This is a genomic window from Paenibacillus chitinolyticus, assembly GCF_045038035.1.
GTDB classification, from domain to species: domain Bacteria; phylum Bacillota; class Bacilli; order Paenibacillales; family NBRC-103111; genus Paenibacillus_F; species Paenibacillus_F chitinolyticus_A.
Window position 1 is genome coordinate 3620756 of sequence record NZ_CP173427.1, and the last position, 13602, is coordinate 3634357.

The 13602-nt window shown below is 56.4% G+C and carries 12 protein-coding genes; 1 reads left to right on the top strand and 11 read right to left on the bottom strand.

What is annotated here, in order from left to right:
- Genes ACI48J_RS16065 through ACI48J_RS16075 form a run of 3 tightly spaced genes read right to left on the bottom strand, consistent with a single transcriptional unit; the run spans position 1 to position 3310 of the window.
- A complete protein-coding gene (locus ACI48J_RS16065) occupies positions 1-930 on the bottom strand; it encodes a type II secretion system F family protein (RefSeq protein WP_405083243.1) in 930 nt (309 codons plus the stop codon).
- Positions 930-2186 (bottom strand): CpaF family protein, encoded by a 1257-nt coding sequence (locus ACI48J_RS16070; RefSeq protein ID WP_405079224.1) that lies wholly within the window; start codon positions 2184-2186, stop codon positions 930-932. The genes ACI48J_RS16065 and ACI48J_RS16070 overlap by 1 nt, the downstream gene beginning before the upstream one ends.
- Positions 2183-3310: a hypothetical protein gene (locus ACI48J_RS16075; RefSeq protein ID WP_405079225.1), complete on the bottom strand. Its 1128-nt coding sequence runs from the start codon at positions 3308-3310 to the stop codon at positions 2183-2185. The genes ACI48J_RS16070 and ACI48J_RS16075 overlap by 4 nt, the downstream gene beginning before the upstream one ends.
- A 344-nt stretch (positions 3311-3654) precedes the next feature.
- On the opposite strand from ACI48J_RS16075, the gene ACI48J_RS16080 reads away from it, so the two are divergent.
- Positions 3655-4125, top strand: a complete 471-nt coding sequence (locus tag ACI48J_RS16080) for a TspO/MBR family protein (RefSeq protein ID WP_405079227.1) — start codon at positions 3655-3657, stop codon at positions 4123-4125.
- Between the two features lie 11 nt (positions 4126-4136).
- Here ACI48J_RS16080 and ACI48J_RS16085 read toward each other — a convergent pair whose 3' ends face one another.
- From ACI48J_RS16085 to ACI48J_RS16120, 8 genes are all read right to left on the bottom strand, one after another.
- Positions 4137-5183 (bottom strand): SAM-dependent methyltransferase, encoded by a 1047-nt coding sequence (locus ACI48J_RS16085; protein ID WP_405079229.1) that lies wholly within the window; start codon positions 5181-5183, stop codon positions 4137-4139.
- Positions 5184-5186: 3 nt separating this feature from the next.
- On the bottom strand, positions 5187-5951 hold the full coding sequence (locus ACI48J_RS16090) for an ATP-binding cassette domain-containing protein (RefSeq protein WP_326057102.1): 765 nt from the start codon (positions 5949-5951) through the stop codon (positions 5187-5189).
- 41 nt (positions 5952-5992) lie between these two features.
- A complete protein-coding gene (locus ACI48J_RS16095; RefSeq protein WP_405079230.1) occupies positions 5993-6325 on the bottom strand; it encodes a cyclic-phosphate processing receiver domain-containing protein in 333 nt (110 codons plus the stop codon).
- The gene (locus tag ACI48J_RS16100) at positions 6325-7197 is read right to left on the bottom strand and encodes a deoxyribonuclease IV (protein WP_405079231.1); all 873 of its coding nucleotides are present in this window, start codon (positions 7195-7197) and stop codon (positions 6325-6327) included. The genes ACI48J_RS16095 and ACI48J_RS16100 overlap by 1 nt, the downstream gene beginning before the upstream one ends.
- A gap of 22 nt (positions 7198-7219) precedes the next feature.
- Complete coding sequence (locus ACI48J_RS16105) at positions 7220-8029, bottom strand: Fpg/Nei family DNA glycosylase (RefSeq protein WP_405079232.1); 810 nt, start codon at positions 8027-8029, stop codon at positions 7220-7222.
- Positions 8030-8474: 445 nt separating this feature from the next.
- A complete protein-coding gene (locus ACI48J_RS16110; protein WP_405079233.1) occupies positions 8475-10217 on the bottom strand; it encodes a ribonuclease H-like domain-containing protein in 1743 nt (580 codons plus the stop codon).
- A 254-nt stretch (positions 10218-10471) separates the two neighbouring features.
- The gene (locus ACI48J_RS16115) at positions 10472-10945 is read right to left on the bottom strand and encodes a GNAT family N-acetyltransferase (protein ID WP_405079235.1); all 474 of its coding nucleotides are present in this window, start codon (positions 10943-10945) and stop codon (positions 10472-10474) included.
- Between the two features lie 52 nt (positions 10946-10997).
- Positions 10998-13244 (bottom strand): DEAD/DEAH box helicase, encoded by a 2247-nt coding sequence (locus tag ACI48J_RS16120; RefSeq protein ID WP_405079236.1) that lies wholly within the window; start codon positions 13242-13244, stop codon positions 10998-11000.
- Positions 13245-13602: the final 358 nt, after the last annotated feature.

A 13602-nucleotide genomic window follows, 5' to 3' on the forward strand; every position in this document is an offset into this window, starting at 1 on the left:
TCACACCTTTATGTCCATAATCTTGCCGGTCAGCCACAAGCAGCCTCCCAGAGCAAGCAGCCCTCCCGTCATAATGAGCGGTCCCGCCCCGCTGTACAGCGGGGCCATATAGTCGGGGGAGCTGAAACTGAGTACAGCGACCATACAAACGGGAGCGGCAAGGAGGACGCGCGATTCCAGTTTTTTCTGGGCCACCATAACCGAGATGTCCTGCTCAATGTCCAGCTTATCTCCGATAATGCCGGCAGTTCGACGGATGACCTCCACCAGGTTGCCGCCCGTTCTCTTGCAGATCGTGAATACATCAGAAAAATTCGTAATATCGTCGCACTGTGCCCGTACCGCAAAATCCGTAACGGCCTGTTCAATCGGCTCCCCGTTGTCTAGCCGCCTTACGATGATTTCGAATTCCCGGACAATCAGGCAGTTCGGATCGGGATAGAGCAGCTGAAGATCTTTCCACGCTTCCCGGAATGAATTTTCTACGGATCTTCCCGCTGTAAGAGACGTGGACATGCAGTAAAGGGCCTGCTTGAACTGAAGGATCAATTTCGCCTTACGCCCGGTAATCAGCCGTACTTTGCGGAAACGGGGAACCAGCAAGCCGAGCAGCGCACAAAGCAAAGCAAGCAGAGGCTCCTTGTAAAAAATGTACGCGATCCCCGCAAAAACCATCCCGGATATGCCGGACGTCAGCAGCATTTCGCGGCCCGTCATCCGGTAGATTCCGTAATCCGTAAGGCCAGCGGGAGCAGCGCGTGCCGCCGTTTTCTTTTCATGTGGGTGATCTTCTTTCCGCGACTGCTGCCCACTCCCTTCAAACCCGCCACTATCACCTCCCTTCGCCGATTTCCGCCGCTTTCTTCTATCCTGCGTCAATAAAACAACCCAAAGAACCAACCCGGCCAGACAGGCCGCAACCGGAAGCATCACGACGACGCCTCCTTCTCACGGGCGATCCAGTCTGGAAGTTCCACTCCAGCCATGCGGCATTTCCAGCCGTGAACGAGCGGATTACCCGTATAGATCAGCTTCCCTTTCACCCTGCCGTTCTCATCCTCCCCTTGGTCTTCAAACCGGAATAACGGGCTCAACACGATTTCGCCATTGGTTAGTCCAGCCACCTCGCTGATCTCAACGACCTTCCGGGAACCGTCCCGCATCCGGGACAAATGAATCATGAGATCTATGGCCGACGAGATTTGCTTCCGGATTACCTCCACCGGAAGGTCAGCCGCGCTGAGCACCATCATTTCCAGACGACTCAGCATGTCGGCGGTTGAGTTACTATGCCCCGTAGAAAAGCTTCCGTCATGTCCGGTGTTCATAGCCGCCAGCATATCGAGCGCCTCAGACCCGCGGACTTCCCCGACGATAATCCGGTTCGGGCGCATCCTCAGAGAGGAGCGGATCAGGTCCCGGATACCGATCCCTCCCTTGCCTTCGGTATTCGCGTTACGCGTTTCCAGGCTCACCAGATTAGGAACCGTGCGGATTTGCAGTTCCGCCGAATCCTCAATCGTGATGATCCGCTCGTCCGCCGGTATTCCCTGGGACAGAGCGTTAAGAAAAGTCGTCTTGCCGGAACCGGTGCCGCCTCCGATAAAAATATTGTATTTCGCCTTCACAAAAACGCCGAGCAGCTCCGCTGCCTCCTGCGTCAACGCACCTACGGCAATCAGATCGCCCATGGTCAGCGGCTGTGCCGGAAACTTACGGATCGTCATCGTCGGGCCTTGAAGCGCCACAGGGGGGAGCACCACATTGACACGGGAACCGTCCTGCAGTCTGGCGTCTACGATCGGCGACATTTCATTCACGGTCCGGTTCACTTTGGCGACGATGGCCTGGATGATGTCCTCCAGTTTCTCCCTACTCTCGAAGCGGGCTTCGTTCCGGCTGACCCGCCCGTCACGTTCGATAAAAATATCCCGGTGGCTGTTGATCATAATTTCCGTTACGGACGCATCGTCGATTAAGGGCTGTAAAATATCAAGACCGCGGTAGGAGTGGAAAATCCGCTGCACCATCTCCCACTTTTCTCCTGCCGTCAGCCGTCCGTCCCCTGTTTCCCGAAGCACCACCTCCTCGATCAATTCCATCAATTCTTCGTCCGAAGTGGACTGGGTCGGATCCAGACGGGCGTTGACGGCTTCCTTGAACGTACGCACCCATTCTTCAATCACAACGCCTCAGCCCCCTCAGAAAACCTGCTCAGCATATGACCGACCTGCGCGGCAAAAACAGGCTCGCCGAGCCAGTCTGCGGGGTCCGAAACGCTCTTCCAGGCAGGAATATAAGGAAGCGTTTCGAATATCGCAACGTCATATTCCTTCGCCAAGCCAAAATCCCCTCCCGTATACTTGTTCAAAACAAACAAGCTTTTGCTTGCGCAGGACTTCATGGACTCGCTGTTTCTCAGGGCCTCCCGGACTTTCCGGGTTTTGTACAAAGCGTGCGCGTCTTGCGTAACCAGCCACACAACGATATCGCCGGCCTGCAGGGCGCCTAAGGTCCTCGGCTGGACGGCACTGTCCAGATCGAGCAGCAGGACGTCACATATCCCGCTGTCGGCTATGCGCCGTACCAACCCGCTCACGTCCTCCGCCTGCAATTCGTCCGCTTCCCGGATGTTCGGCAGAGGAGCCAAATAATCGAAGCCGTAAGCGGGATGACGGCATTGAAGCAGATCCGCGTAGTCCGCAGTCCGGTCCGGGGACTTTCTCCACGCATAAAGAAGCCGCGAAAAGGAATCCGGCGGGCCGTCCTTCAACAGCAATGCGGAAGAACTCACCGCTTCAAGAGACATATACAGAACCTTCTTTCCCTGTGCGGCAAGCTGCGCCGCCATATTCAGCGCAAGAACGCTTTTGCCGCTTCCCCCGAAAGCCGAATACACGGCGAGAACACTCGTACGGCCGCTTCGGAACCCCGTCCTCCCGAGTCCGGGACCGCCGGTTTGTTCGGCCGCGCGCAGCAGCAAATCTCGGAGCATCGTTCGAAACGGCTGATACCGGTATATCCGGTTCCCGGCCGGCAAATCCGCACGTTCCGGGGTTTCCGACAAACGGTAAACAAGGCCGTTATGTCCCTCGCCGAGCCAACGGATGACCTCTTCATCCGTAATGGTTTCCGCATAAAGGATCAGCAGGGGCTCTCCCCTGCTTTGCTCCAAAAACGTCCCGGCTTGCTCGCAACGGGTAACCGACCGGATATCCAGCCGGTCACGATACTCCCCTTCCCGGATAAACCGTTCCATTGCGGACGCGAATTCCTTGTCGGGCCCGATCAAGATCAGCAGCCTTTTCATCTTTCAGCCTCCTTACCAGCCAGTCCATTGTACGATCCCGCCAAGTATGAGCACCGCGCCGGACACGCCTGCGGCAAGCGCGATACGCCATTTGGTTTGCCTTGTCATCGTTCACCTCGCTTAGTACCGGAAATGAACACAAAAAAGCACCACTGACAGGAAGAAACGTGTTCTTCCACATCAGCGGTGCTTCCGCTTTTGTGCATCCGGTTGTTTAATTACCGCTAATTATACCATAATTACCCATATGGTCAACGATTATTTTTCATTTTTTACAGGCATACCTGTCCCGCATTCCCATATACCTATACTAATGGACAAACAATCCGGGAGGGGGTGCCTTTTTGTTCTACCCATTTATGCTGGCCGCCGTTGTCACGTACGGACTCTTTCTCTTGTCCGCCGCTCTTTTTCCTGCCGATATTCGGTGGTATTCTTCCGTCAAAAAACCGGCATGGGCTCCTTACGGACAGCTGATCGTCAGCGCAAGAGGATTTATGCACGCGTGTATGGCCGCATCCGTCGCACTCGTCTACGTAAAAACGGACGGTTTTCAAAATGTGGGGATCGCTTGGATTTTCGTTGTGATCCTCCATTATTTAGCCGGCCAGGCCTATGGCTTTTTTCTTTTCAAAGCGAAAAGCTACGGGCTGGCTTTGGCAGACAGCATGATCGCCGCCCTTACGGGCTGGTGGATGCTAATTCTGACCGCGCCGCTATCGAAAGAAGCCGCCTGGCTGCTCCTGCCTTATCTGGTCTGGAGCTGCCTGACGACTCTATTTACGTGGATTATACGAATGTTGAACACCGGATGACTCCGGCACGTTTATTTTTTGACAAAATAAAGTGTAAGCTCTTCGCGGTTATGAAACAATTGTTTCGCCTGCCGCAATTCCAACTGCCCTTCAAAATCTTGTTTCAGCTCTTTCACCGTCTGAAAGGGTTTTTTGTGCATCAGTTTCGCCGTGATGATCGCCGTCCCCCCGCTTCGCAGCGCAGGTAGGAGATCGAGGATTAGCCGGCTCATCTGCCGCGGGCTCCAGCTCATATCGCAGACGAGCAGATCGAACTCGTCCTGGCGCAGCTTCACGTCCGCGGCATTTTTGCCGTGATACGTAAGCCGCGGGTGCTTGATGAGGCTCGGATGCATTTTGGCCGGGTCGATCGCGGTCACGTGAAGCCCACGCTCCAGCAGCAGCGAAGTCCAGCCGCCGGGAGCCGCGCCTACATCGACTGCTTTGCGGAAATCCGCAAAATGCAGATGAAACTTGCGCTCCGCCTCGAGCAGCTTGAATTTCGCGCGGGAGACCTGGTTCTCTTCGCGCTGAAAGCGGATGGCGCCGCCGCTCCAGTCGGACAAATTCTCTTCCGGCGCGGAAACTCCGGCATAAATCGCCTGATGCCCGACATAGACCGAAAGGATCTTGTCCGCATGACGCACCAGCGTTTCCGCTCCCGTCGCCTCGCTCGTCGCGACCTCGCAAGCCGCGCGGACATCGGAGGCGCCGTAAGGCACTTCCGTGCCGTCGGCGATTCTCACCTGGACCGCGCAGCTGCTTCCGGCGTGCAGACGGCCGAGTTCGGACGCCAGTTTCGCGGCGGCCAAAATATCCTCGTCCGTTCCGAACAAAACGCGCTCCCCCTGGACAGGCTGCATATGCCGCAGAAAAATCGGCTCCTGCGCCCGGAGGACTGCCGAGATTTCGTCCCAGCTTCCGGGCGCTTCCGCAAGAAACGTCTCCGTCGGAACGAGCGTCCGGAATTTCACGCCGGGTATAAGCCGCCGGATTTCTTCCTGGGCATGCTGGGCGAACCCGCGGTTGGCCGTGCCGATGAGGCGGGCCGTGTTTGTAGTCGAATCATGTTCTGTCATTCCTTACAGCACCTTTATCCATGGTCTATTGCGGAACCACTCCACTTCGAGCGGTACCTGAAAAGCTTGGTAGAGATGTTCCGGCGTCAGCACTTCTTCCTTAGGTCCGGCCGCAATGATCCGTCCCTGTTCGATCAGCGCGACATGCGTAAACATCGGGATGATTTCTTCGATATGATGCGTGACGTAAAGCACGGTCATATCCTGATCGCTGAATTCGCGGATCGCCGCCAGCAGCTTTTCGCGTTCGTAAAGGTCCAGCCCGGAGCAGGGCTCGTCCATAATCAGGAGTTCCGGCTTCTGCATCATGGAACGGGCCAGCATCACTTTCTTGCGTTCGCCCTGCGAAAGCGTTCCGATCGACTGCATCGCGACATGCGGCAGTCCGATTCTTTCCAGCATGCCGATCGCTTTCTTTTTCACATCATCGGGAATTTCCTGGTAAAAGCGCAGATAGGCGTACTCGCCGGTCGCCACCGCTTCCCACACCGTATCCGCCAGATTCATTTTCTCAAACAGAGACTGGGAAATATAGCCGATCCGCTTGCGGACTTCGCGCACATCCACTTGACCGTATCGGTTGCCCAATACCTCGACTTTGCCCCTGGAAGGAAACTGGTAGCCGTTCATCAGCTCAAGGAGCGTCGTTTTGCCGGACCCGTTCTTGCCCAGCAGGACCCAGTGCTCGCCTTTTTCCGCATGAAAAGATACATCCTGCAGGATATGCCGTTCTTCGCGTATAAAATAAATATCGTTCAAATGAATCATGTCGAAGACTCCTCTCTTCTCTAAAAAAACGTATAAATGAGTCAGCCCCCGGCAAGCTCGGTCAACAAACCGGCAGGCGGAGGTCCCGGATGAAGAGAGGTTGTGGAAGGAACCGAAGCGTACAAAGCCCGGTACATCCGGTTCCGGCCTTCCAGGCTGGACGTGTGCAAATAAATGCGGGCCGGAAAAGTGCCGGTCCCGATCATCCAGGCTACGATATCCCACCCGGATTCGTCCCAGCCCAAATCGTAATCAAGCGACAGGATGTCCACCTCGCATTCCTGCAAAAGCAGCCGGCATTCCTCCACATTGCGCGCAAGAGTAAAACCGGCCGGACATCTGCGCTGATCGTCCAAAAAAACGTGAATCTTCATCAGGGTTCCTTTCCCGCCGCACCGGCTGTCTGCTTGACTAGCGCAATCTCTTTCCTGTGCGTACCGTCCGGGCCGCTGCCTGTTTCGAGCACAAGCGGAATCCCCCGCACGGTATCCGAAGCCAGTAAGGATTTGAATCCTTTCAGGCCGATATACCCGTCGCCGATATTGGCGTGACGGTCCTTGCCGGAGCCGTGTGGATAGAGGGAATCGTTGAGGTGCACGGCCTTCAAATGATCGAAATACCCGAGCTCGCCGCCTCTTTTCTCCACCTCGTCCCAATCGTTCCCGTGCCAGAGACCTGCCGCAAACGCGTGACAGGTATCCAGGCAGAAACCGATTTTGTCCGGATATTCCGAAAGCTGTCTGATCCGGGCCAGCTCCTCCATAGTCGTGCCCATCTGGGAACCGCTGCCGGCCTGGTTTTCAAGCAGGAGAAGCGCGCTGCCCCGCCACTGGCTCAGCGTCTTATTCGTACATTGTATTATATTTTTATAGCCTTGTAACGGATCTTTTCCGGAAAACTTCCCGAAATGCACGACCAGACCTACGGAACCGCACGCATCCACAATCTCAAGCGCATTGAGCATCGCTTCCACCATCACGTCCTGACGGCCGCCTTCCACGGCCGGATTCAGGGGATACGGTGCGTGCCCGATCGAAAGAAGGCCGTTTTCCCGGGAATATTCCGCGCACCGCCGGGCGTCGTCCCAGTCTACGTTTGTTTTCAGAATGAGGCTGCGGGGATTTTTCGGAAAATATTGAAAAGCCCCGGCTCCGATTGCGGAAGCGGTCACTGCGGCCTGGTAAAATCCTTTCCGGGTGCTGATATGCGACCCGATGTGAAGATCTTCTTTCTTTTTGCGCGCCATATTCTTCATTCCCCTCCGCTTATCATGTCTGGCAGTTGCCGCAAAAGAAGCATTTACGCGAAGACAGCGTCTGAAACACAATCGGGTTCCCGCATCTTACACACGGTTCGCCGCCCCGGTCGTAGACACGGCACAGCTCGTTAAAGCCGCCCGTCCGCTCATCCCCATTGTAGAGAGGCATCTCCATGTAGCCGCCTGCTCTGAGCGCTTCGGTAAGGACGCTGCGCGTCGACGTGTACAAACGGGCCGCCTCGTGCTCATCCAAAGCAGCCGGGCGTCTGGAAGGCAGGAGACCCGCGGCAAAGCAAATTTCGTCGGAATAGCAGTTGCCGATTCCGGCCAGCCAGTGCTGATCGGTCAAGCACGTTTTCAGATTGCCCTTGCCCCTTTTCAGCATGTCTGCAAACCGGGCGGCGGTCAAATCCGCGTCAAACGGTTCCGGTCCCAGGGATGCCAGCTCCGCTTCCAGCCCCTGTTTGCCGTACAGGTGCAGATACCCGAGCCTCAGCCCGATAAAATACAGGACCGTCTCCCCGAAGTGAAGCTCGATCTGCGTCGTCCGGTCGGGCTTGTCCGCTTCCGTGCCGAGAACCATCATTCCGCCCAGCATAAGATGTAGGAGCAGATAGCGTTCTCCGCTCAACGCGAAAACGAGCTGCTTCGCCCTCCGGTCCACGCGCTCCACGACCGCTCCCAGGACGGCCGCGCGAAACTCTTCTTCCGGTACGTTCAGCGATTTCGGTCTATTTACGGTAATACCGCTGATCGTGCGGTTTTGAATCCTTTTGTTCAATTCCTGCCGATAATGTTCCATTTCGGGCCATTCGGGCATAGGGCCACATCCTTTCTCCGGCTTCTTACTGGTATGTCCGTGCTCTTCCCCCTTTAAACGTTAAATTCTTCTTCAGCCCGCCCGCAAAAAAACAGCGCGGACCGTGATAGACGGTCCGCGCCGGGCTTTACTCATCGTTTTGCGTTGTACGATCACGAACGCATTGGAGACGGCGACGATGATAATGTCACCCCCGAGGAAGTGTACCCTCTAGGTGACCTCAGCGATATTCACAAGACGGCGGTCGCGCCCGCCGGAGCCTGCCGCCAGACGGATGCCCGATACGACTTGGGTGCGTAGACATTCTCCGCTTTTATTTAATAAAAAAAGGAAAACGCCCTGCCCGTAATGGGGCAGGACGACGTATGGAAAATTCGGACTGTGGAATTTTATTCCGCGGTAAGTGAATTGTGACGGGCGTCAAGCAGCGACGCTGCCCGCCGGTTCAGCCGGAGTTGCCGGACACGTCGAACAAACTGTCGGCCGCATAAGCGGGCCGGAGCTTGCCGGACGGCTTGGCGGACCTGGCTTGGCCGGGGGGCTTGGCCGGCTTGGGGAGGCCGGACGAATCAGCCGACTTCGCGGATGCCCCGCTCCCCGGGGCCGGCTTGCCGCTACCCCGGAGTTTGCGCAGCAGCCGTTCGATCCGGTGCGCGATCCGCCGCTCTTCGTCGGCCGCCTTCTCGCTGCGCCGCAAGAGCCTGCGTCTTTGGCGCAGGACGTCCAGCGCTTCGCGCGACAACTCCAACGCGAGCGGATAATCTTTGCAACCGTGCTCGTAGTGCATCGCGAGCTCGATATAGGCTTCCACCGGCGCCGCAGCCGCAGGTCCCGCCTGACGAATCAGCCGGGTCCACAATTCGACGGCTCTGTCGCGGACGCCGGCTTTTTTATAGTAAGCCGCGTAACGGAGAAGCAAATCGCCGCTGACCGTGTGCCCCTTTTCCTGTTGCTCTAACAGTCTGGTAAATCCCAATTCCAGAATCTTCTCGGCGGAAGGGAGGCGGTTCATTTTCAGCAGCCACTGGCCCAGGCGGAACAGGTCTCCGGGCGATTTTGGCTCCAGAGGCTCTTCATCGGCCAAATACCGTGTAATCAGAGCGGATAATGCCGCAAGGGACACTATATCCCGCTCGTTATGGACGAAGACGCCCCGCAGCACATCCGTGTTGCCTTCGGCCAGATACAGGACATACAACTCGGGAGCGAATGCCCCGGAAACGTCGTCTTCGCGTGCATACCCGAGCTGCGCTTCTTCCACCTTGCCCAGCCGTACGGACGGCATGGAATGCTTCCACAGGCTGCGGGAAGGATGCAGCAGATCCAGATGGAGCAAACGGTCGATGTCCGGCCGCATCCGGTTCAGAATAAACCGGTTCTGCAAAATCGGCCAGTCGAAGGTCCTCCCGTTGTAAGAGACGACATGGGTGAACCGCTCCATCTTCTCCTCCAGATAAGCCAGCATCGCACGCTCTTCGGCCGGATGCCGGATAAAAAGCTGCTCGACGACAAAACCGCCGGCTTCGTAATAGCCGATGCCTACGAGAAAGGCGACATTGCCCGCCCCGACTCCGAGACCGGTCGTCTCCGTATCGAAGAACAGGAGGCCTTCCGCATGGACCGGACCCGCTTCGGGGTGGAACGCTCCGAGCTCCCCGACATGCTCATGGAGCGCGTCAAGCCGGTACCGGCCATGGTAGGCATCCATCGGGTAGGTGCATATGCGCCGTACGAAGGACCCAGCCGGGAACTCGTACAGCTCCGCGCCCAGCTTCGCCCACGCTGCCGCCTCCGGATGCGCCGGGACCGGTGCTGCGGGAGCGACGGGCTCGCCCGCCTGCCCGCTTGCGGGCCGCGTGTCCGCCGGGGAGCCGCTGACGGTGTGCCCGGCATAGCCGTGGGCTCCCTCTGCCGGCGCAGAGGTGGAGACGCCGCTGACGGCGCTTTCTCCGCTGGCGACGGGCTCACCCTCCTGCCCGCTTGCGGGCCGCGAGTCCGCCAGGCCGGCCACTGCGCCGGCGGCGGGCTCGCTCAGCGGACCGGCGGCCTGTCCGCCGCCTTCCGCCGCTCCCGGCTGCGCCTGTTCCGGCGTCAGCTCAGCCTGCCGCTGTTCCGCTCCCGCCTCCGGTGCGGCTGCGGCCTTGCCCGGCTTCAAATGCCGGGCAAGCCGGTCGCGCAGCCCGCTCATCGGGCCGCTCCCGGCGCTGCCCAACCAAGGCCGTGCACCCGCTGCGCAGCGGGCGCGAAGAATCGTGGGAGTCCCCGCGTCTCGGGGGATTCAAGGATCGGTTGCGAACCGCCGGACTCACAAGTTTCGATCGCCAAAGCCTCTTCTGCACCCACAGGCTTTTTAGTTTGCTGTTCAGTCTTTCTGTTTCGGTACCGGTACATGACGGGCATCCATCCTTACATGGGCATTTTCGGGTAGCGGGTATTTAGCGTTCATCCGCCGATAACCTTGGACATACGAATATTGGTCGCTTCGAAACCGGCAGATCGATAGAGGTTGAGGGCGATTTCATTGTCTCCGAAAACGTGCAGTGAAATTTTTGGAGGAAAGTCCCTCTCTTTTATGAAAGCTTCCAGAGCCTGCAGCGTTTGCTTGCCAAACCCTTTCCCCCGAAAATCTTCACACATGCGAATCCCGTAAATAAATACATCCCGCTGTTCACTTCGGATTTTGATCCACAACGTGCCGACGATTTGATTGCTTTCCTCGTCCGTCGCATTAAATATATAACTGTCCGCCGTGTTTAATCCGTCCGGCAGCAGCTCTTTAAATTCACGGGCCGAATCTTCCTGCGCTTTCTCAGCCGCCACGTTGCCGGCTTTTGTTTTGCTTTCGGCGTATTCCTTTACGGAAAGCTGCAGCCACTCGTTAAACTGCTCGGGTAACATCGGTTCTAACGCGATCATATGAACACCTCCGTTTATTTCATAAGTTTACCGCTTAGAAGACTCGCGGAGATTAAAACTGATCCAACAACTGCAGGCTCGTTCGCTTCGCATGGATTCCTTCAATCTCGGACCCGATACAGGACGGGCAGCCGTCTTCGCACGGACATTTCTGAATGAGATTTTTCGCGGCCTTTCTGACTTCGTCGAAACGCGTATAGACTTCTTCGGCAAGGCCGATACCGCCGGGATAATGATCGTAGAGGAAAATCGTCGGCAGTCCGGTATGGTTCGCTTTAATTTGGGAAATCACATGAACGTCGTTCCGGTCGCACATCACCAAAACCGGCACAATGTGCTTCATTACGTTTGCGATGCCCCATAAAATTTGTTCCAGGGCTTTCGTGCCTACCTCCAAATCCGGTTCTTTCAGCTCTACCCATGCGGCGCTTGTATGCAGTTCTTCTTCCGGCAGATGGATAGGCCCCGATCCGATATTTTCTCCGGTCGTGAGTTTGATTTTCTTAAAAATAGTCGGAATGGCATTAATCGTCACATCCCCGAAGTTCAGGGAAGAGCGGTCCCGGGCCGACGTTTTGTCGATTTCCAATACTTTCAGCTGGATAGCCAGATTCGCATCGGTATAGTACTCCACGTCGACTTCGCGCACGTAAGCTTTTTTGTGCTCCCAATCCAGCTTCTCGACCTGATATTGCACGCCTTCGTGCAAATAAATCGCTTCGTCGTGCAGAAGCGTCATGGCGCTGAACCGGTCCATCTCCCCGATAATCCGTACGTTCGCCACATCGGATTGATCGACGATGACGACGTTTTCCTGGGAAGCCGAGCGCAGACTGATTTCATTGGCCGGAAACGACTGGCTGGCCCAATAAAACGTATCCCCGTTATGATGCAAGACGCGTTCTTCCACTAAAAATTCCATAATCTCGGCAACCTCCAGGGGGCCGAATTCTTCCGTCTCTTTGAATGGCAGCTCGTATGCCGCACATTTCAGATGATCGACCAAAATAATTAAATTTTCCGGATTGATCCGGGCGGCTTCCGGCGTCCTGTCGAAAAAATAGTCCGGGTTCTGGACTACATATTGATCGATAGGGGTAGAGCTGGCTACCATCACGATAAGCGCCTCTCCGTGCCGGCGTCCGGCACGTCCCGCCTGCTGCCAAGTGCTCGCGATGCTTCCCGGATAGCCGGTCATGATGCAAACCTGCAGCTGCCCGATGTCTACGCCAAGCTCCAGCGCGTTGGTGCTGACAACGCCCAAAATCTCCCCGGCCCGCAATCCTCTCTCGATTTCACGCCGCTGTTTCGGCAGATAACCGCCCCGGTACCCCCGGATGGATTTGGTCCCAAGCTCATTCTTAACGAGCTCCTGGATTCGGCTCAAAATAATTTCCACCCTGACCCGGCTTCTCGCGAAAACGATCGTCTGAATTTTATTTTTCAGAAATTGCTTGGCCAGGTTATTCACTTCCGCTGCGGCGCTTCTGCGGATATTAAGAGGCTTGTTCACGACGGGCGGGTTGTAAAACACGAAATGTTTCCGTCCTCTGGGTGCGCCGTTATCGTCGATGAGCCTCATCGGAGAGCCGGTCAGCTGCTCCGCAAGCTCTTTCGGATTGGCAATGGTGGCGGAGGTACAGATAAATACCGGATCGCTGCCGTAAAACTTGCAGATCCGTTTCAGGCGCCGGATAACGTTCGCGACATGGCTGCCGAATACGCCCCTGTACGTGTGCAGTTCGTCGATGACGATATATTTTAAATTCTCGAAAAGGCTGACCCATTTGGTATGATGCGGCAAAATGGCGGAATGAAGCATATCCGGATTCGTAATGACGATATGCCCCGCTTTCCGTACGATCTGCCGTATGGCCGGCGAAGTATCCCCGTCGTACGTGTAGCTTTTGATATCGATGCCCATTTCACCGATGATTTCGTTCAACTCGCTCTTCTGGTCCTGCGCCAGAGCTTTCGTCGGAAACAGGTACAGCGCGCGGCTCGTATCGTCATCCGCAATGGCCTGAAGCACAGGCAGATTGTAGCAGAGCGTTTTGCCGGAAGCCGTCGGCGTTACCGCCACGATGTTCTGTCCGGTGTGCACCGTCTCATAAGCGGTGTGCTGATGGGTGTACAGCTCCGTGATCCCCCGCTTTGCCAATGCGGACTTGATCCGGGTATCCACGCTCCCGGGAATGGCTTTCGTTTTCGCTTCCTGGGGTTCGATCTCGTGCCAGTTCACTATATTTTCATCGGTCCGGAGTTCCTGAATTAATTCGGCAAGCTGTTTCTTCCTCATGGTTCGCGTCCCTTCTTAACCTCAACTGCTTAGAACGGCTGTTCTCATTTATTATACGCTCCCCGGGCAAAAGAAAAAAAGCCCCAGTTTTTACGGGGCTTTCGTTAAGCACACCACCGGCGCCGGATGCGAGGGCAAGATCTTCTCTGCCCGCCGCTTCGTCAAGCAGGTTCGCTCCCTTCATCGCGATCGGGATTCCCTCGCCTGGACGCAAAAAAGGAGTGGACATCAAGACGTCCAATCCGGTCGGCACACGTTTATAATCTTGGAGAAACAGCGCAGTCTGCAGGGCTTATCCGTGAATACGAAAGCCGAACGGATATTGCATCCGGAAGACATGGCCGACTCGAGCGGTTCC